Source organism: Curtobacterium sp. MCPF17_046, assembly GCF_003224295.1.
Taxonomy (GTDB): Bacteria; Actinomycetota; Actinomycetes; order Actinomycetales; family Microbacteriaceae; genus Curtobacterium.
The window spans coordinates 112,513-137,900 of sequence record NZ_QKLB01000002.1; the positions used below are offsets into that span (position 1 = coordinate 112,513).

Annotated in this window: 24 protein-coding genes; 21 read left to right on the forward strand and 3 right to left on the reverse strand. The window is 71.8% G+C overall.

Annotated features, from left to right (window positions below):
• Positions 1–136 precede the first annotated feature (136 nt).
• The 4 genes from nusA to rbfA all read left to right on the forward strand — a co-directional run bounded on the left by nusA (position 137) and on the right by rbfA (position 5,052).
• Positions 137–1,132, forward strand: coding sequence for a transcription termination factor NusA (gene nusA / locus DEJ32_RS02120; RefSeq protein WP_110825089.1), 996 nt, complete (start codon positions 137–139; stop codon positions 1,130–1,132).
• An 87-nt stretch (positions 1,133–1,219) separates the two neighbouring features.
• The gene (locus DEJ32_RS02125; RefSeq protein WP_110825088.1) at positions 1,220–1,540 is read left to right on the forward strand and encodes a YlxR family protein; all 321 of its coding nucleotides are present in this window, start codon (positions 1,220–1,222) and stop codon (positions 1,538–1,540) included.
• 74 nt (positions 1,541–1,614) lie between these two features.
• A complete protein-coding gene (gene infB / locus DEJ32_RS02130) occupies positions 1,615–4,479 on the forward strand; it encodes a translation initiation factor IF-2 (protein WP_110825087.1) in 2,865 nt (954 codons plus the stop codon).
• Between the two features lie 75 nt (positions 4,480–4,554).
• Positions 4,555–5,052 carry a 30S ribosome-binding factor RbfA gene (gene rbfA / locus DEJ32_RS02135; protein WP_110900174.1) on the forward strand — a complete coding sequence of 166 codons (498 nt, stop codon included), beginning with the start codon at positions 4,555–4,557 and terminating at the stop codon, positions 5,050–5,052.
• A 55-nt stretch (positions 5,053–5,107) separates the two neighbouring features.
• Here rbfA and DEJ32_RS02140 read toward each other — a convergent pair whose 3' ends face one another.
• Positions 5,108–6,007, reverse strand: a complete 900-nt coding sequence (locus tag DEJ32_RS02140; protein WP_110900175.1) for an A/G-specific adenine glycosylase — start codon at positions 6,005–6,007, stop codon at positions 5,108–5,110.
• Positions 6,008–6,059: 52 nt separating this feature from the next.
• Between DEJ32_RS02140 and DEJ32_RS02145 the strand changes: the two genes are divergently transcribed.
• From DEJ32_RS02145 to DEJ32_RS02165, 5 genes are all read left to right on the forward strand, one after another.
• Positions 6,060–6,506 (forward strand): hypothetical protein, encoded by a 447-nt coding sequence (locus DEJ32_RS02145; protein WP_110900176.1) that lies wholly within the window; start codon positions 6,060–6,062, stop codon positions 6,504–6,506.
• Between the two features lie 85 nt (positions 6,507–6,591).
• On the forward strand, positions 6,592–7,533 hold the full coding sequence (truB, locus tag DEJ32_RS02150; protein WP_110900177.1) for a tRNA pseudouridine(55) synthase TruB: 942 nt from the start codon (positions 6,592–6,594) through the stop codon (positions 7,531–7,533).
• Entirely contained in the window at positions 7,530–7,895 is a 366-nt protein-coding gene (locus DEJ32_RS02155; protein WP_110825082.1) for a hypothetical protein, read from the forward strand. The genes truB and DEJ32_RS02155 overlap by 4 nt, the downstream gene beginning before the upstream one ends.
• A gap of 81 nt (positions 7,896–7,976) precedes the next feature.
• On the forward strand, positions 7,977–8,501 hold the full coding sequence (locus tag DEJ32_RS02160; RefSeq protein WP_258368869.1) for a hypothetical protein: 525 nt from the start codon (positions 7,977–7,979) through the stop codon (positions 8,499–8,501).
• 17 nt (positions 8,502–8,518) lie between these two features.
• Positions 8,519–9,481, forward strand: coding sequence for a bifunctional riboflavin kinase/FAD synthetase (locus tag DEJ32_RS02165; protein WP_110900178.1), 963 nt, complete (start codon positions 8,519–8,521; stop codon positions 9,479–9,481).
• A gap of 69 nt (positions 9,482–9,550) precedes the next feature.
• On the opposite strand, the gene DEJ32_RS02170 is transcribed toward DEJ32_RS02165, so the two are convergent.
• Positions 9,551–10,783, reverse strand: coding sequence for a DUF349 domain-containing protein (locus DEJ32_RS02170; RefSeq protein ID WP_110825080.1), 1,233 nt, complete (start codon positions 10,781–10,783; stop codon positions 9,551–9,553).
• A gap of 113 nt (positions 10,784–10,896) precedes the next feature.
• Positions 10,897–11,706, reverse strand: a complete 810-nt coding sequence (locus DEJ32_RS02175) for a peptidylprolyl isomerase (RefSeq protein WP_110825079.1) — start codon at positions 11,704–11,706, stop codon at positions 10,897–10,899.
• 139 nt (positions 11,707–11,845) lie between these two features.
• Between DEJ32_RS02175 and DEJ32_RS02180 the strand changes: the two genes are divergently transcribed.
• From DEJ32_RS02180 to nusB, 12 genes are all read left to right on the forward strand, one after another.
• Positions 11,846–13,207 carry a replication-associated recombination protein A gene (locus tag DEJ32_RS02180; protein WP_110825078.1) on the forward strand — a complete coding sequence of 454 codons (1,362 nt, stop codon included), beginning with the start codon at positions 11,846–11,848 and terminating at the stop codon, positions 13,205–13,207.
• Between the two features lie 284 nt (positions 13,208–13,491).
• Complete coding sequence (gene rpsD / locus DEJ32_RS02185; RefSeq protein WP_110825077.1) at positions 13,492–14,121, forward strand: 30S ribosomal protein S4; 630 nt, start codon at positions 13,492–13,494, stop codon at positions 14,119–14,121.
• A 169-nt stretch (positions 14,122–14,290) separates the two neighbouring features.
• Entirely contained in the window at positions 14,291–14,488 is a 198-nt protein-coding gene (locus tag DEJ32_RS02190) for a hypothetical protein (RefSeq protein WP_110825076.1), read from the forward strand.
• 115 nt (positions 14,489–14,603) lie between these two features.
• A complete protein-coding gene (gene alaS, locus DEJ32_RS02195) occupies positions 14,604–17,261 on the forward strand; it encodes an alanine--tRNA ligase (protein WP_110900179.1) in 2,658 nt (885 codons plus the stop codon).
• A gap of 8 nt (positions 17,262–17,269) precedes the next feature.
• Entirely contained in the window at positions 17,270–17,713 is a 444-nt protein-coding gene (ruvX, locus tag DEJ32_RS02200; protein WP_181420568.1) for a Holliday junction resolvase RuvX, read from the forward strand.
• Positions 17,714–17,783: 70 nt separating this feature from the next.
• Positions 17,784–19,547 (forward strand): endolytic transglycosylase MltG, encoded by a 1,764-nt coding sequence (mltG, locus tag DEJ32_RS02205; protein WP_146234059.1) that lies wholly within the window; start codon positions 17,784–17,786, stop codon positions 19,545–19,547.
• A 56-nt stretch (positions 19,548–19,603) separates the two neighbouring features.
• Positions 19,604–20,824, forward strand: coding sequence for a chorismate synthase (gene aroC, locus DEJ32_RS02210; protein WP_110825072.1), 1,221 nt, complete (start codon positions 19,604–19,606; stop codon positions 20,822–20,824).
• 20 nt (positions 20,825–20,844) lie between these two features.
• A complete protein-coding gene (locus DEJ32_RS02215) occupies positions 20,845–21,408 on the forward strand; it encodes a shikimate kinase (protein WP_258368870.1) in 564 nt (187 codons plus the stop codon).
• On the forward strand, positions 21,405–22,502 hold the full coding sequence (aroB, locus tag DEJ32_RS02220) for a 3-dehydroquinate synthase (RefSeq protein WP_375342307.1): 1,098 nt from the start codon (positions 21,405–21,407) through the stop codon (positions 22,500–22,502). Before DEJ32_RS02215 ends, aroB begins: the two co-directional genes overlap by 4 nt.
• Before the next feature lie 57 nt (positions 22,503–22,559).
• Entirely contained in the window at positions 22,560–24,251 is a 1,692-nt protein-coding gene (locus tag DEJ32_RS02225) for an AarF/ABC1/UbiB kinase family protein (protein WP_110900182.1), read from the forward strand.
• A gap of 99 nt (positions 24,252–24,350) precedes the next feature.
• Complete coding sequence (gene efp / locus DEJ32_RS02230; protein ID WP_110825070.1) at positions 24,351–24,911, forward strand: elongation factor P; 561 nt, start codon at positions 24,351–24,353, stop codon at positions 24,909–24,911.
• A gap of 11 nt (positions 24,912–24,922) precedes the next feature.
• Positions 24,923–25,375, forward strand: coding sequence for a transcription antitermination factor NusB (nusB, locus tag DEJ32_RS02235; RefSeq protein ID WP_110825069.1), 453 nt, complete (start codon positions 24,923–24,925; stop codon positions 25,373–25,375).
• Positions 25,376–25,388: the final 13 nt, after the last annotated feature.

The window sequence follows — 25,388 nt, forward strand, 5'->3', positions numbered from 1 at the left end:
CGTCCAGCCGGACGCCCGACGCAAGGCCCGTGGCGGATCCGCCACGGGCCTTGCGTCGTTCCTGCGGTACGATCGACGACGGCTTCCGCGTGGTCCCATCCGCGGGAGCGACTCATCTGAATACGGAGGCACCTCGGTGAAGATCGACCTCGCAGTCCTGCGACTCATGGAGCGTGAACGGGAGATCCCGTTCGACGAGCTCGTCCAGATCATCGAATCTGCCATCCTGACCGCCTACCAGAAGCACCGCGCCGAGAACGACGAGCCCGTCGACGCCCAGGCCCGGGTCGAGCTCGACCGGAAGTCCGGCGAGGTCTCGGTGTTCGTCCCCGAGCGCGACGAGGACGACAACGTCATCGGCGAGTCCGTGGACCAGCCGAGCGACTTCGGTCGGATCGCGGCCTTCGCGGCCAAGCAGGTCATCAACCAGCGTCTCCGCGACATCGGCGACGACAAGATCCTCGGCGAGTTCCGCGGCAAGGAGGGCGACATCGTCGCCGGCATCGTGCAGCAGGGCCCGAACCCGAAGATGGTCATGGTCGACCTCGGCACCGTCGAGGCGATCCTGCCCCCGGAGGAACAGGTCCCGGGGGAGACCTACACGCACGGCATGCGACTCCGTGTGTACGTGACGAGCGTCGGCCGCGGCAACAAGGGTCCGCAGATCACCGTGTCCCGCACGCACCCGGGCCTCGTGCGCAAGCTCTTCGCACTCGAGGTCCCCGAGATCGCGTCGGGCGTCGTGGAGATCACCTCCCTGGCGCGCGAGGCCGGACACCGCACGAAGATGGCGGTCAAGGCGAACGAGCCCGGGGTCAACGCCAAGGGGGCCTGCATCGGCGAGCTCGGAGCCCGCGTGCGCTCGGTCACCAACGAGCTCGGCGCCGAGAAGATCGACATCGTCGACTGGTCCTCGGACCTCTCGACCTTCGTCGCGAGCGCCCTGTCACCGGCGAAGGTGACGAGCGCGTTCGTGCTCGACGCCTCGACCAAGGCCGTCCGGGCCCTCGTGCCGGACTACCAGCTGTCGCTCGCCATCGGCAAGGAAGGGCAGAACGCCCGCCTCGCCGCGAAGCTCACCGGCGCCCGGATCGACATCCAGCCGGACTCGATCCTCGACGGCGACGACTGAGCGACAACCCCATCGACGCGGTCCGGTTCGCTCGTGGCGAGAGGCCTCGGGCGCGCCGGATCGCGGTCGTCGGAGTCAAGGAGTAGAGTGGACGCCGTCAGAACGTGCATCGGCAGTCGTCGTCGTGCAACCCGATCCTCCCTCCTCCGAGTCGTCGCCCTGAGCGACGGTTCCGTCGTGGCGGATCCGAAGGCAGTCATGCCGGGCCGGGGGGCATGGCTCACACCGACCGTCGAAGCGTACGAACTGGCCGTCAAGCGCAGGGCATTCCGCCGTGCGCTCCGGCTGGAGCGTGATCCCGACACGTCCGCGGTGCGCGAGTACCTCGCCGGGCTGCAGAGCCCGAACGGCACGGAACCCGAGCACCCGGACATGACAGAACAGGCTGAACGGCTTATGGACAACTGATGAGCGGCTCGAAATGAGACCCGTCATCCAGTGAGTCCTGCCCCTTGACGGGGTGGGACCCGTGAAGGAGAACAGTGGCTAAACCACGCGTACACGAGATCGCAAGCGAGCTCGGCGTCGACAGCAAGACCGCACTCGAGAAGCTCAAGCAGCTCGGCGAGTTCGTCAAGGGCCCGAGCTCGAGCATCGAGCCCCCCGTCGCACGGAAGCTCCGTGCAGCCCTGCAGGCCGAGGGCGCGTCCGCGTCGTCGACGCCCGCAGCCCCCGCCGCCAAGGCCCCCGCGGCACCGCGTTCCGGTGCCCCGAAGCCCGGTGGCCCCAAGCCCGGCCCGAAGCGTCCGGCACCCGCCCCCGAGCCCGAGCCCGTCGTCGAGGCAGCACCCGCTGCCCCCGCCGTCGACGGCGCGCCGGTGCCCGCTGCACCGAAGTCGGTCGCGCAGCGCCAGGCCGAGGCCGAGGCCGCCCGCAAGGCCGCCGCGGAGCAGAAGGCCGCCGAGCAGAAGGGCCAGCAGGGCGGTGACGCCCCGAAGGACTCCGGGCCGAGCGACGCCGTGAAGCCCGGCGCCTCGAAGCCCTCCGGTGCCGCCCCGAAGCCGGGTGGCCCGAAGCCCGGCGCGCGTCCCGGCAACAACCCCTACGCGTCGAGCCAGGGCATGGGCGCACGTCCGCCGCGCCCCGGCAACAACCCCTTCGCCTCGAACCAGGGCATGGGCCAGCGCCCGGCCGCCGGTGCGGGTGGCGGGAACGGCATCCCCCGTCCCCAGCCGCCGCGTCCCGGTGCGCCCCGCCCGGGTGCCCCGCGTCCCGGCGGTCCCGGCCAGAACAACCGACCGAACGGCTTCGGGCAGCGCCCGGGTCAGGGCGGTGGCGGTCGTGGTGGCGCCGGTGGCGGGTTCAACCGTCCCGGTGGTGCCGGTGCCGGCGCCGGTGGCGGCTTCGCCCGTCCCGCGTTCACGGGTCCGCGCCCCGCAGGTGGTGGCGGCCGTGGTCGTGGCCCCGGCGGTGGTACCGCTGGTGCGTTCGGTCGTGGTGGCGGCAAGAGCCGTGCCCGCAAGTCGAAGCGGACGAAGCGCGCCGAGTACGAGATGCGGCAGGCGCCGTCGCTCGGCGGCGTGCAGGTCCCGCGCGGTGACGGCAACACGGTCATCCGCCTCCGTCGCGGTGCGAGCATCTCGGACTTCGCGGACAAGATCGACGCGAGCCCCGGCAACCTGGTGACGGTGCTGTTCCACCTCGGTGAGATGGCGACCGCGACCGAGTCCCTGGACGAGGCCACCTTCGAGGTCCTCGGCGAGGAGCTCGGCTACAAGATCCAGGTCGTCTCGCCCGAGGACGAGGACAAGGAGCTCCTCGAGGGCTTCGACATCGACATCGACGCCGAGTACGCCGACGAGGACGACTCCGTCCTGCAGCAGCGTCCCCCGGTCGTCACCGTCATGGGTCACGTCGATCACGGTAAGACCCGACTGCTCGACGCGATCCGGAACTCGAAGGTCGTCGAGGGCGAAGCCGGCGGCATCACGCAGCACATCGGTGCGTACCAGATCGTCACCGAGCACGAGGGCATCGAGCGCCCGATCACCTTCATCGACACCCCGGGTCACGAGGCCTTCACGGCCATGCGTGCCCGTGGTGCCCAGGTGACGGACATCGCGATCCTCGTGGTCGCGGCGGACGACGGCATCATGCCGCAGACGATCGAGGCGCTGAACCACGCGCAGTCGGCCGGTGTGCCGATCGTGGTCGCGGTCAACAAGATCGACAAGGACGGTGCCAACCCGGCGAAGGTCCGCCAGCAGCTCACTGAGTACAACCTTGTGGCCGAGGAGTACGGCGGCGACGTCATGTTCGTCGACGTCTCCGCGCGCAACAACATCGGCATCCAGGACCTGCTGGACGCGGTGCTGCTGACCGCTGACGCCGGGCTCGACCTGCGTGCCAACCCCGACAAGGACGCCCGAGGCGTCGCGATCGAAGCACGGCTCGACAAGGGCCGCGGTGCGGTGGCGACCGTCCTCATCCAGTCCGGCACGCTGCACGTCGGTGACGCGATCGTCGCCGGCACGGCGTACGGCCGTGTCCGTGCGATGGCGGACGAGAACGGCAACGCGGTCGACGCCGCGACGCCGGCCCGTCCGGTCCAGGTGCAGGGTCTGTCGTCGGTGCCGCGCGCCGGTGACACGTTCCTCGTCACCGAGGACGACCGCACCGCTCGTCAGATCGCCGAGAAGCGTGAAGCCGCGCAGCGCAACGCCCAGCTGGCCAAGGCCCGCAAGCGCATCTCGCTCGAGGACTTCACCCGTGCACTCGAAGAGGGCAAGGTCGACTCGCTCAACCTCATCATCAAGGGTGACGTCTCCGGTGCCGTGGAGGCACTCGAGCAGTCGCTCCTCGACATCGAGGTGGACGACAGCGTCCAGCTGCGCATCCTGCACCGCGGTGTGGGTGCGATCACGGAGTCGGACATCGACCTCGCCACGATCGACAACGCGATCGTCGTCGGCTTCAACGTCCGTCCGGACGTCAAGGCCCGCGAGCGCGCTGCCCGTGAAGGCATCGACGTCCGCTTCTACTCGGTTATCTACAACGCACTCGAGGACATCGAGAACTCGCTCAAGGGCATGCTCAAGCCCGAGTACGAAGAGGTCCAGTCGGGTGTCGCGGAGATCCGCGAGGTGTTCCGTTCCTCCAAGTTCGGCAACATCGCCGGTGTCATCGTCCGGTCCGGCACGATCACGCGCAACGCGAAGGCGCGCGTCATCCGTGACGGCGTCGTGGTCGCGGACGGGCTCGCCATCGAGTCCCTGCGTCGCTTCAAGGACGACGTCACCGAGGTCCGGACGGACTTCGAAGCCGGTATCGGTCTGGGCAAGTTCAACGACATCCAGGTCGGCGACGAGATCGAGACCACCGAGCTCGTCGAGAAGCCGCGCGACTGATCGCACTGAGTACCCTGGGCCCCGCCTCTCCGACCGGAGGGGCGGGGCCTCACCCCGTTCCGCAAGGAGGAACCCATGGCTGATCCGCAGCGCGCACGCAAGATGGCGGACCGCATCAAGGAAGTCGTCGCTCGTCGGCTCGACAAGGGCCTGCGGGACCCGCGACTCGGCTTCGTCACCATCACCGACGTCCGCGTAACCGGTGACCTGCAGCACGCGTCCGTCTTCTACACGGTGTACGGCACCGACGAGGAGCGTGCCGACTCGGCCGCCGCGCTCAAGGCCGCGACCGGCATGCTCCGGACCGAGGTCGGCAAGAACATCACGGCCCGGCTGACGCCGTCGCTCGAGTTCATCGCCGACGCCCTGCCCGACACCTCGGCGCACCTCGAGGACCTGCTCGCGCAGGCGCAGATGCGCGACCAGCAGGTCAAGGCCGCGGCGGTCGGCGCCACGTACGCCGGCGAGGCCGACCCGTACAAGCACGACGAGGACGAGGACGAGGACGAGGACGACGACGCGTCGGACGACGAGGCGTCGGACGACGACGAGTCGGACGCCGCGCGGAGCTGACCGCATCGGCGCACGGAGCGCCCGTCACCGGTCGGTGGCGGGCGCTCCGTGCGTCTCAGCCACGTGGCAGCCGGTACCCCTCGGCATCGTCGCCCTCGGCCAGTCCGTCGCGCAGCAGCGAGGCGAGCGCCCGGTCCCGCTGCTCGGCGTCCGGCCAGACCAGCGCGATCTCGTCCGTCGTGACCGGCACGTCGCTGGCGCGCAGTTCCGCCATGAGCAGGCCCCGCACCTGACGGTCGCTGCCGGCGAAGCGCGCCTGCTTCGGTGCGCGTGGACCGTCGTGGTCCGGGTACCCGGCGGCCCGCCAGGCGCAGCGGTCGGCGATCGGGCACGCGTCGCACGCCGGCACCCGGGCGACGCAGACGAGCGCCCCGAGTTCCATGACGGCCGCGTTCGTGGCGGCCGCGGCGTCGCGCTCGACCGGGAGCACGGACTCCATGAGCGGCAGGTCCTGCTTCGCCTTGGCCGGTCCGGGCTCGCCCTGCCCGAGCACGGCCCGGGCGAGCACCCGCCGCACGTTCACGTCCACGACCGGGTGCCGGTCGCCGTACGCGAACACCGCGACCGCGCGGGCCGTGTAGTCGCCGATGCCGGGCAGGGCCAGGAGCTCGTCGACGTCCCGCGGCACGACGTTCCCGTGTCGTTCCGCGATGGCGGTGGCCGCCGCGTGCAGCGCCAGCGCACGGCGCGGGTACCCGAGCCGGTCCCAGGCCCGTACGGCCTCCGCGGGCGGCGACGCCGCGAGGTCCGCGGGGGTCGGCCAGCGCGTGAGCCACGCCTCCAGCCGGGGGACGACGCGGGCGACCTGCGTCTGCTGCAGCATGACCTCGCTCACCAGCGTGCCCCATGCCGGGAACCCGGGCCGCCGCCAGGGCAGGTCGCGCGCCTCCCGGCGGAACCAGTCGAGCACGGGGGACAGGAAGGCGGATCGCGTGTGGAGGCCGGTGTCGTCCACCGACGGACTGGAGGCTCGGCCCGCGTTCACCACGACAGCCTACGGTGGTGGCATGGCACGCTGGGCACCGCAGGAGACCGACACGATGGCCGCGATCGCGAGCGAGGTGATCGCGCAGGTCGGGACGAACCGCACCGTGGTCGCCGTCGACGGACAGGACGGCCTCGACCTCGAACGTGTGGCGGCTGCACTCGTCGCCGGCTTCGAGCGGCACGGCGTCCACGCGATGGCGGCCGCTGCTCCCTCGACCGACGCCGACACGCTCCGCGCCGACCTCGTGACCCCGTTCCGGACCACCGGCGCGGGCGACGGCGTGCTCGTCGTGCACGGAGCCAAGCTCCTCGCGCCGGGGACACGGTCGCTGTGGCGCTGGTCCCTCTGGGTGGAGCAGGAGGCCGGGCGGCTCGAGCGCCGAGCGGACGTGAAGATCGCCGCATCGGCCGTGCTCGACGTGACCGACCCCGAGCACCCGCGGCGCGAGTGGAACGACGCCTGCTGAGCCCGCCGCGACCGGTAGGCCGTCCGGGTCGCACGTCGGGCCGAGCGGACGCGACGGCGAGCGGTCCCGCTGCTACGCTGCTGCGGTGCTCGTGACCCCGCCCGACGGCATCATCCTCGTCGACAAGCCGCAGGGCATCTCGAGCCACCGCGTGGTCTCGATCGCCCGCCGACGACTCGGCCTCAAGAAGATCGGCCACGCGGGCACCCTCGACCCGATGGCGACCGGGCTGCTCCTGCTCGGCGTCGGCCCCTCCACCCGGCTCCTGACGCACCTGGTCGGACTCGGCAAGACCTACACGGCGACGATCCGGCTCGGTGTCGGCACCGACTCGGACGACGCCGACGGCGAGCCGGTGTCGTCAGTCGGTGCGGCTGCGGACAGCGTCTCGGACCAGGCGATCGAGGCCGCCGTCGCCGCGCTCCGCGGTCTGATCGACCAGGTCCCGTCCACCGTCAGCGCCATCAAGGTCGACGGGCGCCGGGCCTACGACCTGGCCCGCAAGGGTGAAGCGGTCACACTCCGCGCCCGGCGCGTGACCGTCGACCGGTTCGAGGTCCTCGGCCGGGTCGACCGGGTCGTGTCGGTCGACGGAGCCGACGTCTCCGTCATCGACCTCGACGTCGTCGTGTCCTGCTCGTCCGGCACCTACATCCGGGCACTCGCCCGTGACGTCGGCGTCACGCTCGGCACCGGCGCACACCTCACCGCGCTCCGTCGGACCGTCGTCGGTCCCTTCACGGTCGACGACGCCGTCGACCTCGAGGACGACGCCGTGGACGTCCACGGGGCGCTCGCCCGACCGGCGGACGTGGCACGGCGACTCTTCCCGGTCGTGCAGCTGGACGGGCACCAGGCGAAGGACCTGGGTGACGGCAAGCGGATCAGCGTCGAGCACCCGGACTCGGAGGGACCCGTGGCCGCCATCGCCACCGGTGGGGACCGACTCGTCGGGCTCGTCGCCGTCCGCCGCGGACAGCTCCGCGTCATCACGAACTTCCCCACAGCGGCAGGAGCGAACGCGTGATCGAGTGGTTCATGTGGGTGCAGTTCGCGATCGCCTGCGTCATCGGGGTGGCGGCCGTCGTCCTCGGCCTCGTCGGCCGGAAGCCGGACGATGCCACCGTCGGCGCACTGGCCCTCGTCGAGCTCCTGCTCCTGGTCCAGTTCGTGGTGGCGCTCATCGCCCCGGCCGTCGGCAACCCGCCGCAGGGCAACGTGCTCGAGTTCTGGGTCTACGCCGTCTCGGTGGTCCTGGTACCGCCCGCCACGATCGTCTGGGCCCTCATCGACCGCACGCGCTGGAGCACCGTCGTGCTCGGCGCCGGTGCGTTCACCGCAGCGGTCATGGTGTACCGGATGTACCAGATCTGGTTCGCGCTGAACTGACGGGAACGGTGCTGCACGCGACGGCCGTGCTCCCCGCGTCACCGTGCCCGGGTGTCCCGGGTGGTCGGTAGGATCGGTGCAATGGCGACCAAGTCCTCTGCAGGTGGATCCTCCTCGGCGAGCACCGCGGCCGAGCGCACCTCGGCACCGAGGGTGTCCTCGTTGGCCACCGGTGTCGGCCGGGTCCTCATCGCGGTCTACGGCATCCTCGCCCTGGCCGCCACCGGTCGGAGCGTCGTGCAGATCGCGGAGGACTTCTCCTTCGCGCCGTTCTCGTACACGCTGAGCGCCATCGCCGCCGTGGTCTACATCCTCGCCATGGTCGCCCTCATCGTGCCCGGCCGGATCTGGTACCGGGTGGCCTGCGTGACCATCGTCTTCGAGATGACCGGCGTGCTCGTCGTCGGGACGCTCTCGCTGCTCGACCGCCAGCTGTTCCCGGACCTGACGATCTGGTCCTACTACGGCATGGGGTACGCCTTCGCGCCGCTCGTGCTGCCGATCGCGGGCCTGTGGTGGCTCCGGAAGCACCATCGCGCAGCCGTCGAGCGCGGCACGACGCCCGCAGCGGCCGCCGCGGACCAGCACCTCGGGTCCGCCGAGTGACGGGGAGGGACGCCAGCATGCAGTTCTACGACGACCCGGCAGCCGTGCCGACGGACTTCGGCCCGAGTGCCGTCACCATCGGCAAGTTCGACGGTGTGCACGTCGGGCACCGCGCCGTGATCGCCCACCTCGAGCAGGCGGCCCGCGCGCGCGGTCTCACCTCGACCGTCGTCACCTTCGACCAGCACCCGCTCAACGTGATCGACCCGCAGCGGGTGCCGCCGGCGCTGACGAGCACCGCACAGCGGCGCGAACTCCTCGCGGACGTCGGCGTCGACGCCACCCTCCTGCTCCGGTTCGACCCCGAACTGCAGGCGAAGTCCGCCGAGTCGTTCGTGTCGGAGATCCTCGTGGGCACGCTGCACGCGCGTCTGGTGTTCGTCGGGAGCGACTTCCGGTTCGGGGCACGCGGTGCCGGGGACGTCGCCCTGCTCCGGGAGCTCGGTGAGCGGCACGGGTTCCTCGTCGAGCTCATCGACGACGTCGGCCTGGTCGACGACGTCCGTCCGGCGGGGGAGCGACGCGTGTCCTCCACCTGGATCCGCGAACTCCTCGGCGTCGGTCGCGTCGCCGAGGCCGCACGGTTGCTCGGCCGCGAGCACGCCGTCCGGAGCACGGTCGTGCGGGGCAACCAGCGAGGGCGCGAGATGGGCTACCCCACCGCGAACCTCGACCCGCACTGCGAGGGATTCGTCCCGGCCGACGGGGTGTACGCCGCCCGCGTGGTGCACGACGGAGTGACGTACCCGGCCGCCGTGTCGGTCGGCAACAACCCGACGTTCGAGGGCGTCCCGGAGAAGCAGATCGAGGCGCACCTGCTCGACGTGGACATCGACCTGTACGACGAAACGATCTCGGTGCTGTTCGTCGCCTACGTCCGCGGGATGGTCGCCTTCGGCGGGATGGACGAGCTCGCCGCGCAGATGCGCCAGGACGACCTCGACATCCGGGCGTTGCTGGGCATGCCCGTCTCCGCCTGACGGGACGTGACAGACGGATGCCCCGTGGCCGATCGGCCACGGGGCATCCGTCCGTCGTCGGTCGAGCGCTCAGCCGCCCAGCGCGTCGAGCCAGATCTTGCGGGCGTCGAGCGCTTCGCGTGCGTCCTTGATCCGGCGCGCGTCCCCGCTCGCCTCGGCGTCGGCGAGCTCGCCCTCGAGCTTCGCGATCGCGCCCTCGAGCTGGCTCGCGAGCCCGGTCTGACGTGCCTTGCGCTCCGGGTCGGACTGCTTCCAGTGCTGGTCCTCGAGGCCACGGACGTGGTCCTCCACCGCGCGGATGCGGTCCTCGACGCGGCGGACGTCGGCGCGCGGGACGCGGCCGATCTCGTCCCAGCGACGCTGGACGTCCGTCAGCGCCTTGCGTGCCGCAGCGCGGTCCTGCATCTGCAGGATCGGTTCTGCCTCGGTGAGCAACGCCAGCTTCGCCTCGAGGTTCGCCGAGTACTCCTCGTTCTCGGCGGACGCCTCGGCGTGCCGCTGTTCGAAGAGGACGTCGCCGGCGGCCTTGAAGCGAGCCCAGAGCGCGTCGTCGTGACGCTTGCCGGCGCGCCCGGCACCCTTCCACTCGTCGAGCAGCTGGCGGTACGCGGGGATCGCGTCCGAGCCGCGCGGTGCGAGCGCTTCGGCCTGCTGCACGAGTTCCTGCTTGCGGGCTCGGGCATCGCGGTGCTGCGAGTCCAGCTCCGAGTAGAAGGCGCGTCGGTGCTGGTCGACCGTCGAGCGCGCGGTCCGGAACCGCTTCCACAGGTCGTTCGCGTCGTTCTTCGGGATGCGCGGGCCGTCGTGCTGGTGCTGCTGCCAGCGGGCGAAGACGTCGTCGAGCTGCGCGGTCACCTGCTTCCACTGCGCCCGGGCGGGGTCGACCGCGGCGAGTGCCTCGGCCTCCTCCACCAGCGCGGTGCGGTACGCGAGCGCCTCGGTCAGGGCCTGCTGCGCCTGCGCGGCCTGCTCCTTGGTCAGGGAGCCCACCTGGTCGGTGAGTGCGCCGATGCGGTCCTCGAGCGACTTGATGTCCCCGACGACCCGCGCGTCCGCCACCAGGCTCCGCAGGTGCTCGACGGTACGGGCGACGTCACCGGCCGACGCGCCGCCCTTGACGCGCTGCTCGGCGATCTTCACCTGGCCCTCGAGATCGGCGTACTTGCGGGCGAAGTAGGCGAGGGCTTCCTCGGCGGACGCGTCCGGGTACTCGCCGACGACCCGTTCCGAGTCCTCGTACCGGACGTAGACCGTCCCGCTCTCGTCGACCCTGCCCCAGGTCGTTGCTTCGTCAGATGCCACAGGTCTCGCCTCGATCGTGGTCGTGCATCACCGACGTCGCCGTCGGCACGGTCAGGTCGTCAGCCTATTGCACGGTCGGGCCGTGCGACGGGCGTGTGCGCTTTCGCCGTGGACTACTTCTCCCGGGCGATCGTGGCGCCGGTGATCTCCGTCGGCACCTCCGGCTTCCCGGATCCGTCGGCGCCGGGGTCCGCGATGCCCTTCGACGTCACCTGCGACACGAGGTCCGACAGGCCGCTCGTGACCTTCCCGACGACCGTGTACCCACCCGACGAGGGGTCGAGCGTGGTGTCGTCCGTCACGATGAAGAACTGCGTGGTCTGTGACGCGGGCGACGACCCGCGGGCGATGGCGATGGTGCCCGCCGCGTACCGGCCGTCCTCGGGCACGTTCTCGAGCGGACCGTACTGGAAGCCGGCGTCCCCCGTGCCGTCCCCGTTCGCGGACCCGCACTGCAGGAAGTGGAAGTCGTCGCTGTCGGCGAGGCGGTGGCAGGTCGTGCCCTGGTAGAACCGCTTGCGGATGAGGTCGATCTCGACGCTGGTGGCCTGCGGTGCCGCTGCGCCGTCGAGCTCGATGCCGAGCCGGACGTCGTCGTTGAGCGTCAGGGAGCCGGTCCAGGTCGACCCCGCCGCGATGTCCTTGCTCGGCACGTCACCGGTGCCCGCCGCGGTCGCGCTGGGTGACGGCGTGGGGGTGGCGGTGCCGGTCGCGCTGGCCGACGCGGTGGCGCGGTCGTCGTCCTGCGTCGCCGCGTACACCAACTGGGAACCGGTCGCGAGCGCGGCGACCAGCACGAGGGCCCCGGCCCAGACGACGTCGTCGCGGACCCGACGACGTCGCTGACGCTCGTGGAGGCCCTGTCTGGCCTGGTAGAGACGGAGTCGCTCGCGGGCTTCACGGCTCTGGTTCTTCGGTGCCACGGTGCTCTTCTGACCTCTCGTCGCGGTGTCGGTTGCGAGCGTACCGGGTCGCCCCCTCGGGCCCGGGTCGGTGCCGTGCGGTGGCGAGCACGTCGGTGCGGACGCCTACCATCGAGGCATGGCACCAGACCGCTCGGGGATGAACGCGCCGACGACGGGTGGGCGGGCCGGTCTCGCGCAGGGTTCCGTGCCGCTGGCGGTCCGCATGCGTCCGACGAGCCTGGACGAGGTGGCGGGACAGCAGCACCTGCTCGGTCGCGGGTCCCCGCTCGTGCAGTTGGCAACAGGCACGCGGGAGCACCCGGGCGGGGTCTCCGTGATCCTCTGGGGTCCTCCGGGCACCGGCAAGACGACCCTGGCGCAGGCGATCGCCCGGCAGTCCGGCCGCGAGTTCGTCGAGCTCTCCGCCGTGACCGCCGGCGTCAAGGACGTGCGCGAGGTCATGGAGAAGGCCCTCGCGCACCGGGACCTCTACGGCTCGACGACGGTGCTGTTCCTCGACGAGATCCACCGCTTCAGCAAGGCGCAGCAGGACGCCCTGCTGCCCGGTGTCGAGAACGGCTGGGTCATCCTCATCGCCGCGACGACCGAGAACCCGTCCTTCTCCGTCATCTCGCCGCTCCTGTCCCGGTCGCTCCTGCTCACCCTGAAGCCGTTGACCGACGCCGACCTGGGCATGCTCGTGGACCGCGCGGTGGAGGACGCACGCGGCCTCGGCGGCGCCGTGGTCCTCGGCGACGAAGCCCGCGCCGCGATCGTCCGGCTCGCGTCGGGGGACGCCCGCCGGGCCCTGACCGCGCTCGAGGCAGCCGCGGCGTCGGCGGTCGCCGGCCAGGACGACGACGAGCGCGAGGACGGCACGGCGCCGGTCGTGGACGCCGAGACGGTCGCGGCCGCGGTCGACCGCGCACTGCTCCGCTACGACCGGGCCGGCGACGAGCACTACGACGTCATCAGCGCGTTCATCAAGTCGGTGCGGGGGAGCGACGTCGACGCCGCACTGCACTACCTCGCCCGGATGATCGAGGCGGGGGAGGACCCGCGGTTCATCGCCCGCCGGATCATCATCTCGGCGTCGGAGGACATCGGCATGGCCGATCCGCAGGCCCTACCGATCGCGGTCGCCGCGGCGCAGGCCGTGCAGCTGATCGGCATGCCGGAGGGGCGGATCCCGCTCGCCGAGGCCGTCGTCTACCTCGCGACCGCGCCGAAGTCGAACGCGGCGTACAACGGTGTGAACCAGGCGATCGCCGACGTCAAGGCCGGGCGGATGGGCGTCGTGCCGAACCACCTCCGGGACGCGCACTACGCCGGGGCGAAGCGGCTCGGGCACGGCAAGGGGTACGTGTACTCGCACGACGCCGAGCACGGCGTCGCCACCCAGCAGTACCTGCCGGACGCCATCGACGGCACCGAGTACTACACACCGACGGCGAACGGTTTCGAGCGCGAGATCGGCCCCCGGCTCGACCGCCTGCGCGGCATCATCCGCGGCGACTGAACGCCGACGCGCCGACACCGGATGGAGGCTGTGCGCGGGGCCGTCGTGCTGCTATCGTTGACGGGCCTACGTCCTGGTCCTCGCGTGCGGCTGCGTCGAGGACACAGTGCCGGAGCAGTCGGACCACCTCGTGTGGTCCAACAGCCCGGCACGGGGGCAGAGGTTCGGACTGTAGCCGTCCGATCCCACAGGCTCATCCCTCTGGATCCCGTCACGGGGTCCGTCGGTGCGTGCGCGCTCCGAGACCCGTGACATCTTCAGTTCAGTACAGAGAAAAGGACCCTGTGTCTACCAAGTCCCGCACCCGCAGCAAGACCCGCCTCTCGCGCGCGCTCGGCATCCCGCTGACGCCGAAGGCGGCCCGTTACCTCGAGAAGCGCCCCTACGGGCCCGGTGAGCACGGCCGCACGCGCCGTCGTGCGGACAGCGACTACGCCGTCCGTCTCCGTGAGAAGCAGCGTCTGCGCGCCCAGTACGGCATCCGCGAGAAGCAGCTCCGCATCGTCTTCGAAGAGGCCCGCAAGTCGGCCGGTCTGACCGGTGAGAACCTCGTCGAGCTCCTCGAGACCCGCCTGGACGCCCTCGTGCTCCGTGCCGGCTTCGCCCGGACGACCGCGCAGGCCCGCCAGCTGATCGTGCACCGTCACATCCTCGTCGACGGCAAGCTCGTCGACCGCCCCTCCTTCCGCGTCAAGGAGGGCCAGCTGATCCACGTCAAGCAGCGCTCCGAGTCGCTCGAGCCCTTCCAGGTCGCCGCTGCCGGTGGTCACCAGGAAGTCCTCCCGAAGGTCCCGGGCTACCTGGACGTCGAGATCGACAAGCTCCAGGCCCGCCTGGTCCGTCGTCCGAAGCGCGCCGAGGTCCCCGTGACCTGTGAAGTGCAGCTCGTCGTCGAGTACTACGCAGCCCGCTGACCCCAGCGTCGGTGGCAACGGCGGGTCGTCCTCTCCGGAGGGCGGCCCGCCGTTCTGCGTTCCCGGGCCCCGCGGGCGCGCAGACCGTGCCGTCGCGGGACCCGGGCCGTCGGGGTGCCGCGATACGCTTGTCGGACGCGCGCTCCGGCGTGCGCGAGAGGGAGGCACCGTGAAGCAGCTGTTCTTCGTCGCCGTCGGCGTGGTCATCGGGTTCGTCGCCGCACAGCGCGTCAGCCGGACGCCCTCCGCCGCGCACCTCCTCGCCCAGGTCGACGCCCGGGCGAAGGCCTTCACGGGCGCCGTGGCCGAGGGGTACCGCTCGCGCGAGGCCGAGCTGCGTCCCACCGGCCACGGCGTCGACGACTGACGCCCTCCCACACCACCGCACCGTCCCCTCAGCCGCACCGTCCCCTCAGGACGCGCGGTCCCGTTCCACCGGCCCCGAGCCTCCCGTCCCCGCCACACGCCCTACAGGAAGCACCATGCAGACCGCAGAGATCCGCCGCCGTTGGCTCCAGTTCTTCGGTGACCGCGGCCACACCGTCGTCCCGTCCGCGTCGCTCGTCTCGGACGACCCGTCGCTGCTGTTCACGGTGGCCGGCATGGTGCCGTTCATCCCGTACCTGACCGGGCTCATCCCGGCGCCGTACCCCCGTGCCACGAGCGTGCAGAAGTGCATCCGCACGAACGACATCGAAGAGGTCGGCAAGACCCCCCGGCACGGCACGTTCTTCCAGATGAACGGCAACTTCTCGTTCGGGGACTACTTCAAGGAGCAGGCGATCCAGTACGCCTGGCAGTTCCTGACGGACCCGGAGTCCGACGGCGGGCTCGGGTTCTCCGCCGACGACCTCTGGGTGACCGTGTACGAGGAGGACGACGAGGCGATCGCGTTCTGGAAGCGCCACTCGACGCTGCCCGACGACCGCATCCAGAAGCTCGGCAAGGACACGAACTACTGGTCCACCGGCCAGCCCGGGCCGGCCGGGCCCTGCTCGGAGATCTTCTTCGACCGCGGTCCCGAGTACGGCGTCGACGGCGGTCCGGCCACCGACGACGACCGCTACGTCGAGATCTGGAACCTGGTCTTCATGCAGTACCAGATCGCCGACGTGCGGTCGAAGGTCGACTTCGAGATCACCGGCGAGCTGCCGAGCAAGAACATCGACACCGGCATGGGGCTCGAGCGCGTCGCCTTCATCAAGCAGGGCGTCGACAACATGTACGAGATCGACCAGGTCCGCCCGGTGCTCGACAAGGCTGCCGAGGTCTCCGGACGGCGCTACGGTGCCGACCACGAGGACGACGTCCGGATGCGCATCGTCGCGGACCACGTGCGGTCGGCGCTCATGCTCATCACCGACGGCGTCACGCCGTCGAACGAGGGCCGCGGGTACATCCTCCGTCGGCTGCTCCGTCGCACGGTCCGTGCGATGCGCCTGCTCGGCGTCGAGGGCGCGACCTTCCCGCAGCTCTTCCCGGCCTCCCGCGACGCCATGCGCGACGCCTACCCGGAGGTCGGTGAGCAGTACGACCGCATCGCCCGCATCGCCTACGCCGAGGAGGAGACCTTCCTCCGCACGCTCGCACAGGGCACGACGATCCTCGACGTCGCGGTCGACCGAGCCAAGCAGGACGGCCGGCAGGCGATCGGCGGCGACACCGCGTTCCTGCTGCACGACACCTTCGGGTTCCCCATCGACCTGACCATGGAGATGGCGGAGGAGGCCGGCGTCCACGTCGACCGCTCCGCCTTCGAGACGCTCATGTCGGAGCAGCGCGCCCGCGCGAAGGCCGACGCCAAGAGCAAGAAGACCGCGCTCGCGGACCTCAGCGTCTACAGCGCCTTCCGGGCTGCGGGGGAGACCGTGTTCCTCGGCTACGACGCCCTCCAGGCCGAGAGTCGCGTGCTCGGCCTCATCGTCGACGGGCGCAGCGTCGACCGCGCGGTCGCCGGGGACATCGCCGAGGTCATCCTGGGCGAGACGTCGCTGTACGCCGAGTCCGGTGGGCAGGACGCCGACCAGGGCTCGATCGTCGGCAACGGGTTCGACCTCGAGGTCCTCGACGTGCAGCGCCCGGTCTCCGGGCTGTGGAGCCACACGGTGCAGGTGCGTTCGGGCGAGGTCGGCGTGGGCGACCCCGCCACCACGGTCGTGGACGCCGAGTACCGCCGCGGCGCGACGCAGGCGCACTCGGCGACGCACCTCGTGAACGCGGCGCTCCGGGACGTGCTCGGTCCGGAAGCGCTCCAGGCCGGCTCGTACAACAAGGCCGGCTACATGCGCCTGGACTTCTCCTGGAGCCAGCCGGTGTCGCTCGAGACCCGCTCCGAGATCGAGGAGGTAGTGAACACGGCGATCCGCTCCGACCTCGAGGTGTCGACGCGCATCCTGCCGATCGACGAGGCGAAGGCACTCGGCGCGCAGGCGCTGTTCGGCGAGAAGTACGGCGCCGAGGTCCGCATGGTCGACATCGGTGGCCCGTGGTCCCGCGAGCTCTGCGGTGGCATCCACGTCGCGTCGAGCGCGCAGGTCGGCCTCGTCAACCTCGTCGGCGAGGCGAGCGTCGGATCGACGAACCGCCGCGTCGAGGCGCTCGTCGGACTCGAGGGCTTCCGCGAGCTCGCCGTGGAGCGGACGATCGTCTCGCAGCTCTCGAGCGCCCTCAAGGCACAGCGTGACGACCTGCCGGGCCGCGTGCAGGCGCTGCTCGAGGACCTCAAGACCGCACAGAAGCGGATCGCCGAGTTCGAGTCGGCGAACCTGCAGCAGCGCGTGCCGTCGATCGCCCGCACGGCCCAGCGCGCCGGGAGCGTCTCGGTCGTCGCGCAGGTGGTCGAGGGGCTGACGTCGAGCGACGACCTCCGCTCCCTCGCCACCGGCGTCCGCGGTCAGCTCGGCTCGGACGCGGCCGTCGTGGTCCTCGGCGCCGTCGTCGGCGGGAAGCCCGTCGTGATCGTCGCCACGAACGACGCGGCCCGCGCCGCGGGCGTGCAGGCCGGCCCCCTCGCGAAGGAGGCCGCCGGCGTGCTCGGTGGTGGCGGCGGCGGCAAGCCGGACCTGGCGCAGGGCGGCGGGACCGACGCGTCGGCCCTCCCCGCTGCGCTCCGTGCGGTGACCGACCGCATCGCGGCCTGACCGTGGCGATCCGCTCCGGGCGGCGGCTCGGCGTCGACGTCGGCCGTGCCCGGATCGGGGTCGCGGTGTGCGACCGCGACGGTCTGCTCGCGACCCCGGTGGCGACCGTGCGACGGGACGACTCGTCCGACCTCCGACGGATCCTGGCGATCGCGGAGGAGTACGACGTGCTCGAGGTCGTCGTCGGGCTCCCGCTGTCGATGTCGGGCGGGGAGACCGCCTCCACCGCCGACGCGCGCGACTTCGCCGGCCGCATCGCCGCGCACCGGCCGGTCCGGCTCGTGGACGAGCGACTCTCCACCGTCACCGCCCAGCGGGGCCTGCACCAGGCCGGCAAGAACACGAAGAAGTCGCGCGCCGTGATCGACCAAGCGGCCGCTGTTATCATTCTGCAACATGCGCTCGACCACGAGCGCGCATCCGGCGCCCCACCCGGGGCCGAGCTCCCCTGATCGGCTGCCCTCCCGACGTCGCACCCGCGGCCCGGAGCCGCGGAGTTCCCGACCGAGAGACCGAGGACCGTTGGCAGACGATCTGGACTGGAACGCGATCATCGCGACCGGCAACGACGCCGAGCGCCGTGAGCGCACCGGGACCCCGACGGACGGCTCCGGCCAGAGCAGCGGCCACGCGCCGCTCTCGCGCCGAGCCGCCCGTGCGGCACGAGAACGACAGGAGGCCGACCGGCCGGCGGCGGCGACGCAGCGCGATCAGCCGACAGCGGCACCGCCCGAGCAGTCGGCGGGCGAGCCCGGGAGGCCCGGCCCGCGCCGCAGCGTCGGCACCGCCCCGGCGGGCGACGACGTCCACCCCGACGTGCACGCCCTGCTCGGCGGCACCCTGCACAGCGGTCCCGTGCCGGCTGCCGTCGGTCGAGGAACGCGCGACGCCGCCGCAGACGTCGACACCCCGGTCCGCCGTCGCGGGACGTGGCAGGGGGTCGGTGCCGACGACGGCGTCGCTCCTGCCGCAGAGCACGCCGGCCCTGGTGCACGCACCGTCGCAGCAGCTCCGGTCGGGTCCACCGGCACGGGCAGCGGCGCCGCGGACGACGACGCGTCCGGTGCCGACGGACCCGGTGGCGACGGGCCCGGTGCCGACGGACCCGGTGGCGACGGGCCCCGCGGCGGTGCCGGACGCGGTGGCGCGGGCGGGGACGACGGCGGCCGACGGGGCGGGCGCGGGGGAGCCTCCCGTCCGCCGCGGGACGACCGTCCCGCCCGTCGCAAGGGCCCGCTCATCGCGGGGATCGTCATCGTCGCGCTGGTGCTCGCCGCCGCCGGCGGTGCCTACGCGTTCGCCGCACCGAAGGTGAAGGCGGTGATGAGCGCGATCTCCGGCGCGAAGGAGACCGACGACTACACCGGTGACGGCACCTCGAAGGTGACCATCACGATCAAGGAGGGCGACATCGGCGAGGACGTCGCCGCCACGTTGCAACGCAGCGGCGTGGTGAAGACCTCGAGCGCGTTCTACGAACTGCTGCTCGCGTCGCCCGAGGTCCAGTTCCAGCCGGGCTCCTACGCGCTCAAGAAGAAGATGAGCTCGAAGGCCGCGCTCTCGGCCCTGCAGGACAAGGCGAACCGCGTCGAGGACCCGTCACTCGTCATCCCGGAGGGGACGGCCCTGCAGGACATCGAGGCCGGCATGGTCTCGAAGGCCGGCCTGAGCAAGGCCGAGGTCGCCGCCGCGGCGGAGGACGTCTCGGCGTACGGTCTCCCGGCGGGCGTCACGACCCTCGAGGGCTGGCTGTTCCCGGCGACCTACCCGATCAAGCCCGACTGGACCGCGAAGCAGTACTTCCAGGCCATGGTCGACACGATGAAGCAGCGGCTCGAGAAGGCCGGCGTCGCCGAGGCCGACCAGGAGCGCGTCGTGGTGTTCGCCTCGCTCGTGCAGAAGGAGGCCGGTCTCGCCGCGGACTACCCGAAGGTGGCGCGGGTGTTCCAGAACCGGCTGGACGACGGCATGCGGCTGCAGTCCGACGCGACCGTCGCCTACGGCACCGGGAACACGCACACCGTGACGACCACGGACGCCGAGCGTGCGGACGCGTCGAACGAGTACAACACCTACCAGCACGACGGACTGCCGCCGGCGCCGATCTCGAACCCCGGTGACATCGCGATCGACGCGGTCGTGCACCAGGCGACGGGCAACTGGCTGTACTTCGTCACGGTCGACCTCGAGACCGGCGAGACCGTGTTCTCGGACACGTACGACCAGCACCTCGTCGCGGTCGAGCGCTTCCGCAGCTGGCTGCGGGCGCACCCGGAGTACCAGTAGTCCCTCCCGCAGCGCACGGCACGTCGCACGGCCGTGCGCTGTGGGAGGATGGCTCCATGCTTCGTTGGTTGACCGCTGGAGAGTCCCACGGACCCGAACTCATCGCCATGATGGAAGGCCTCCCGGCCGGCGTCCCGGTGTCGTACGAGTCCATCCGCGCCGACCTCGCGCGCCGCAAGCTCGGCTACGGCCGTGGGTCCCGCATGAAGTTCGAGCAGGACGAGCTGCACCTGTCCGGTGGCGTCCGCCACGGTCTCTCGATGGGCAGCCCGATCGCGATCCGCATCGGCAACACCGAGTGGCCGAAGTGGGTCGAGGTGATGAACCCCGAGCCCGTCGAGCAGACCGACGCCTCCCGCGGCCGCGGTGCCCCGCTGACGCGCCCGCGCCCCGGGCACGCGGACCTGGTCGGGATGCAGAAGTACGGCTTCGACGAGGCCCGACCGATCCTCGAGCGCGCGTCCGCCCGTGAGACCGCGGCCCGGGTCGCGCTCGGCGCCGTGGCGAAGTCCTTCCTCGCCGAACTCGGGATGACCTCGGTCGCGCACACGCTGCAGGTCGGTACGGTCCGCGTGCCAGAGGACGCCGCACTGCCCGTGCCCGCCGACGTCGACCGCCTCGACGACGACCAGCTCCGCTGCGCCGACCCCGCGACCTCCGCCCGCATGGTGACCGAGGTCGAGGCCGCGAAGAAGGACGGCGACACCCTCGGCGGCGTGGTCGAGGTGCTCTTCTACGGGGTCCCGCCGGGACTCGGCTCGCACGTGCAGTGGGACCGTCGGCTCGACGCGCGCCTGGCAGCGGCGATCATGGGCATCCAGGCGATCAAGGGCGTCGAGGTCGGTGACGGCTTCGCGACCGCGGCCCGCCGCGGGTCCGCCGCGCACGACGAACTGCAGCGCGCCGACGGTGCGATCGTGCGCACGAGCGACCGTGCGGGCGGCACCGAGGGCGGCATGTCCACCGGTACGGTCCTCCGCGTCCGTGCCGCGATGAAGCCGATCGCCACCGTCCCGCACGCGCTGCAGACCATCGACGTCGCGACGGGCGAGGACGCGAGTGCGCACCACCAGCGCTCCGACGTCTGCGCGGTGCCGGCGTCCGGCGTCGTCGCCGAGGCGATGGTGGCCCTGGTGCTCGCCGACGCCGTGCTCGAGAAGTTCGGCGGTGACAGCGTGGCTGAGACGAAGCGGAACCTCGAGGGCTACCTCGCCGCGATCCCGGAGACGCTCCGGACGCGCCGGAGCGACCCGACCGCGCCGACGCCAGCCCGGTGAACGCGGCCGTACCCCGGCCTGTGGTCGTCATCGGACCGATGGGCGCGGGGAAGTCGAGCGTCGGCCGCCGGGTGGCCAAGGCACTCGGCGTCCCGTTCACCGACACCGACCGGGTGATCGCCCGCGAGCACGGCCCGATCCCGCGGCTGTTCGCCGATCGCGGCGAGCCCGTGTTCCGCGAGCTCGAGGCCGAGGCGGTCCGACGAGCGGTCGAGACGGGCGGCGTCGTGTCCCTCGGCGGGGGAGCCGTCATGCACGAGGGCACGCGCGCGGCGATCGCGGATGCGCACGTCGTCCTGTTGACCGTCTCGGCCGAGGCGGTCGCGCCCCGGATCCTCGGTAGCGACCGGCCGCTCATCGCGACCGGCGGCATCACGGCGTGGCAGTCGATCCTCGACGAGCGGGCACCGACGTACGAGCGGCTGGCCGACCTGGTGCTCGACACCTCGCGGCGGCCGATGTCCCGCGTGGCGGAGGACGTCGTCGCGTGGGTCCGGCGCACGACACCGGCGAGCGCCCGGACCGATGGCCGGATCGACGGCCGACCCAGCACCCCCACCACCTCCGACGAAGGAGCACCGTGACCGAGTCGACCCTGCCCGAGGGCACCACCGAGATCCGCGTCGGCGGCGACGACGGCTACGTCGTCGCGGTCGGGAACGGCCTGCTCGGGGCCGTCCCCGCGTTGCTCGGCCCGCGCGTCGCCAAGGTCCTCATCGTGCACGCACCGACACTCGGGGCCCGGGCCGAGGACCTCCGGCAGCTGCTCGTCGACGCGGGGCTCGAGGCCCTCATCGCGGAGGTCCCCGACGCCGAGGCCGCGAAGCGGATCGAGGTCGCCTCGTTCTGCTGGCAGGTCATGGGCCAGTCCGACTTCACCCGCACCGACGCCGTGATCGGGCTCGGCGGCGGCGCCGTCACCGACCTCGCCGGGTTCGTCGCCGCCACGTGGCTGCGCGGCGTGCCGTACCTGTCGATGCCCACCACGGTGCTCGGCATGGTCGACGCGAGCGTTGGCGGCAAGACCGGCATCAACACGAACGAGGGCAAGAACCTCGTCGGCGCCTTCGCCGCCCCGCGCGCGGTGGTCGCCGACCTGGACCTCCTCCGGACCCTGCCGCGGAACGAGGTCCTCGCCGGCTTCGCCGAGATCGTCAAGGCCGGCTTCATAGCGGTCCCGGAGATCCTCGACGTCATCGAGGCGGACGTCGATCGCGTCACCGACCCGACGACGCCCGAGTTCCGTCGCGTCGTCGAACTCGCGATCGGTCTCAAGGCGCAGGTCGTGTCGGACGACTTCACGGAGCAGGGCCGTCGCGAGGTGCTCAACTACGGGCACACCCTCGGTCACGCGATCGAGCACGTCGAGCGGTACCAGTGGCGACACGGCGCTGCGGTCTCCGTCGGCATGGTCTTCGCCGCCGAACTCGCACGCCTGACCGGGCACCTGGACGACGCCACCGTGGACCGACACCGGGCGGTGCTGGACTCGCTCTCGCTCCCCACCACCTACCCGCTCGGACGGTGGCAGAGCCTCCTCGCGACCATGCGTCGGGACAAGAAGGCACGCGCCGGCATGCTCCGGTTCATCATCCTCGACGGGATCGGCAAGCCGGTGACGCTCGAGGGCCCGGAGGACCACCTGCTCTTCACCGCATACCAGGAGGTCGGCGCCTGAGGTCCGACGGGTCCCGGCACCCCGGTCCGCCCCAGGCCCACGGAGCAGACTGAGGACGTGCCGAACCCGCCCCGTCTCAGCAACTTCTCCACCCAGCAGCGTCCGGACGCGGGGACCGCCCGCGGTCGGGCCCGTCGGTTCGCCGAGGTGCTCGGGATCGCACGGCGCCACGGGCTCCTGCCGATCCGTCGGCTCGACTTCTCGCGGGAGCCGGCCACGGCCGACCTCCGCCGGGACCAGGCCGACCACCTGCGCCTGGCGCTCGAGGAGGCCGGCGGTGGCTTCGTGAAGATGGGCCAGGTCTTGTCCACACGCGACGACCTGCTGCCCGACGAGTGGACGGAGCGCCTCGCGCTCCTGCAGGGGAGCGTGCGTCCCGCCGCGCCCGACGAGGTCGCCGCGCTGCTCGAGGCCGAGCTCGGCGCGCCGGTGGCCGGGGTGTTCGCGTCCTTCGACCCGGAGCCCGTCGCCGCGGCCTCCATCGCGCAGGTGCACCGCGCACGGCTCGCCGACGGCACCGCGGTCGCGGTCAAGGTGCAGCGGCCGGGCATCGACGCCGCGGTCCGGCGGGACGTCGACATCGCCCTGCGGCTCGTGCGCTTCCTGACCCGGACGTCCGCGCAGGCGCGGCAGCTCGGCGTGGTCGAGGTGGCCGAGCAGTACGGCGCCGACCTCGTCCGACAGGTCGACTTCACCGCGGAGCTGCGGAACCTCGAGTCGCTCCGCGCGGCCCAGGCCCGGAGCGCGCGTCCCGACGAGGTGCGGTTCCCGGAGCCGTACCGCGACCTGTCCACGCGACGCGTGCTCGTGATGGAGTTCCTGGAGGGCGACACGCTCAGCGCGATCCGAGCCGAGCGCTCCGACCGCGACCTCGACGAGCCGATGCGCTCGGTCCTCCGCGCGTTCCTCCGTCAGGTCGTCTTCGACGGCGTCTACCACGCGGACCTGCACCCGGGGAACGTCCTGCTCCTGCCCGACGGACGGCCCGCGCTCATCGACTTCGGATCGGTCGGGAGGCTCGACCCGGGTCTCCGGGACACGGTCCAGGAACTGCTCGCCGCCTACCTGCAGGACGACACCTCACGCATCGCGGACGCGGTCCTCCGGATGGCGCCGGTCCGCGACCCCGAGGACGAAGCGGACTTCCGGCGCGACATGGCGCGGTTCGTCGCCGAGGAACTCGGTCCGGGCGCGCGGATCGGCGTCGAGACGGTGGACGACGCGGTCGAGGTGTTCGGTCGCTACCGGCTGCGTGCTCCGGCCGACTTCGTGGCGGCCGCCCGCGCGCTGGCGATCTTCGAGGGGACGCTCCGCACGCTCGCGCCGTCGTTCGACCTGCTCGAGGAGTCGCGCGGCCTCGCGGCGGAGCAGATCCGCGACCAGCTCCGGCCCGCCGCGGTGCGGAGCGTCCTCGTCCGCGAGCTCTTCGGGCTGGTGACCTCGGCGCGGCGGCTGCCGCGCCGCATCGACAAGATCACCGAGGCGTTCGAGGCGGGGCGGCTGTCGGTGAACATCCGGCTGCTCAGCGACCGGCGTGACCGCCAGACCGTCTCCGGCATGATCCGCCGGGTGTTGCTCGTGCTCCTGGGAGCCGGGGCGGGCCTCCTGGCCGTGGTCTACCTGGCCGCGCCGGCCCGGCCGACGGCCGTGATCAGCACGCTCGTGGCCGGGGCGTTGCTCGGCGGCACCTGTGTCGTGCTGCTCGCGTGGGCGGCCGTCGACGCGTGGCTGGCGCGGAGACGGCAGTAGGCCGGCGGTCCGGTCCCGGCACGCCGGGCCCCGTCCGCTACACTCGTCCGGGGCTCCACGAGCCTGGACACCTTCACAACACCATCGAACGGAAGACCCATGGCGAGTACCACTGACATCAAGAACGGCGCCGTTCTCATCATCGACGGGCAGCTCTGGTCGGTCGTCGAGTTCCAGCACGTGAAGCCGGGCAAGGGCGGCGCCTTCGTGCGCACCAAGCTCAAGCAGGTCGTCTCCGGCAAGGTCGTCGACCGCACCTTCAACGCCGGCGCGAAGATCGAGACCGCCACGGTGGACCGTCGCGACTTCCAGTACCTCTACGAGGACGGCGACTCGTACGTCTTCATGGACCAGGACACCTACGACCAGGTCAACGTCCCGGCGGCCGTCGTCGGTGACGCGCGCAACTTCCTGCTCGAGTCCGCACAGGTCACCATCGCGATGAACGAGGGCAACCCGCTCTACGTCGAGCTCCCGACCTCGATCGTCACCACGATCGAGACCGAGCCTGGCCTGCAGGGCGACCGCTCCTCCGGCGGCACGAAGCCGGCGACGATCGTCACGGGGTACCAGATCCAGGTCCCGCTCTTCCTCGAGTCCGGCACCAAGGTCAAGGTCGACACCCGCGACGGCAACTACCTCGGCCGCGTCAACGACTAGGCGCTGACCGTATGAGTGCTCGTTCGAAGGCTCGCAAGCGCGCCCTCGACATGCTGTACGTGGCCGAGGTGCGCGAGCTGCCGATCGCGGACGTCCTCGCGACCGAGACGGTCCGCCACCTCGACCAGCCGGAGCGCGCCTCCAGCTGGGACTACGCGCGGCAGATCGTGACGGGCGTCGACGAGGCCCGGTACGAGATCGACGGCGTCATCTCCGACCACGCGCAGGGCTGGGCGATCGCCCGGATGCCGGTCCTCGACCGCTGCATCCTGCGCATGGGCGTGTGGGAGATCCGGTTCAACCCGGAGGTCCCGGACGCCGTGGCGATCGCGGAGGCCGTCGAGCTCGCCCAGTCGCTGTCCACCGACGACTCGGCCGGCTTCGTGAACGGCGTCCTCGGCGCCGTCGCGGAGGGCCGTGGACCGTCCGGTCGGACTGTCGCGGAGGACCGGGAGTCCCGCTAGGCTCGAACGCAAC

What these genes read in the sequence shown, in the direction of transcription:
- rbfA (WP_110900174.1), top strand. Translation starts at nt 4,555, where the DNA reads ATGGCTGATCCGCAGCGCGCACGCAAGATGGCGGACCGCATCAAGGAA.
- DEJ32_RS02145 (WP_110900176.1), top strand. Translation starts at nt 6,060, where the DNA reads ATGGCACGCTGGGCACCGCAGGAGACCGACACGATGGCCGCGATCGCG.
- DEJ32_RS02160 (WP_258368869.1), top strand. Translation starts at nt 7,977, where the DNA reads ATGGCGACCAAGTCCTCTGCAGGTGGATCCTCCTCGGCGAGCACCGCG.
- DEJ32_RS02165 (WP_110900178.1), top strand. Translation starts at nt 8,519, where the DNA reads ATGCAGTTCTACGACGACCCGGCAGCCGTGCCGACGGACTTCGGCCCG.
- DEJ32_RS02180 (WP_110825078.1), top strand. Translation starts at nt 11,846, where the DNA reads ATGAACGCGCCGACGACGGGTGGGCGGGCCGGTCTCGCGCAGGGTTCC.
- alaS (WP_110900179.1), top strand. Translation starts at nt 14,604, where the DNA reads ATGCAGACCGCAGAGATCCGCCGCCGTTGGCTCCAGTTCTTCGGTGAC.
- aroC (WP_110825072.1), top strand. Translation starts at nt 19,604, where the DNA reads ATGCTTCGTTGGTTGACCGCTGGAGAGTCCCACGGACCCGAACTCATC.
- efp (WP_110825070.1), top strand. Translation starts at nt 24,351, where the DNA reads ATGGCGAGTACCACTGACATCAAGAACGGCGCCGTTCTCATCATCGAC.
- nusB (WP_110825069.1), top strand. Translation starts at nt 24,923, where the DNA reads ATGAGTGCTCGTTCGAAGGCTCGCAAGCGCGCCCTCGACATGCTGTAC.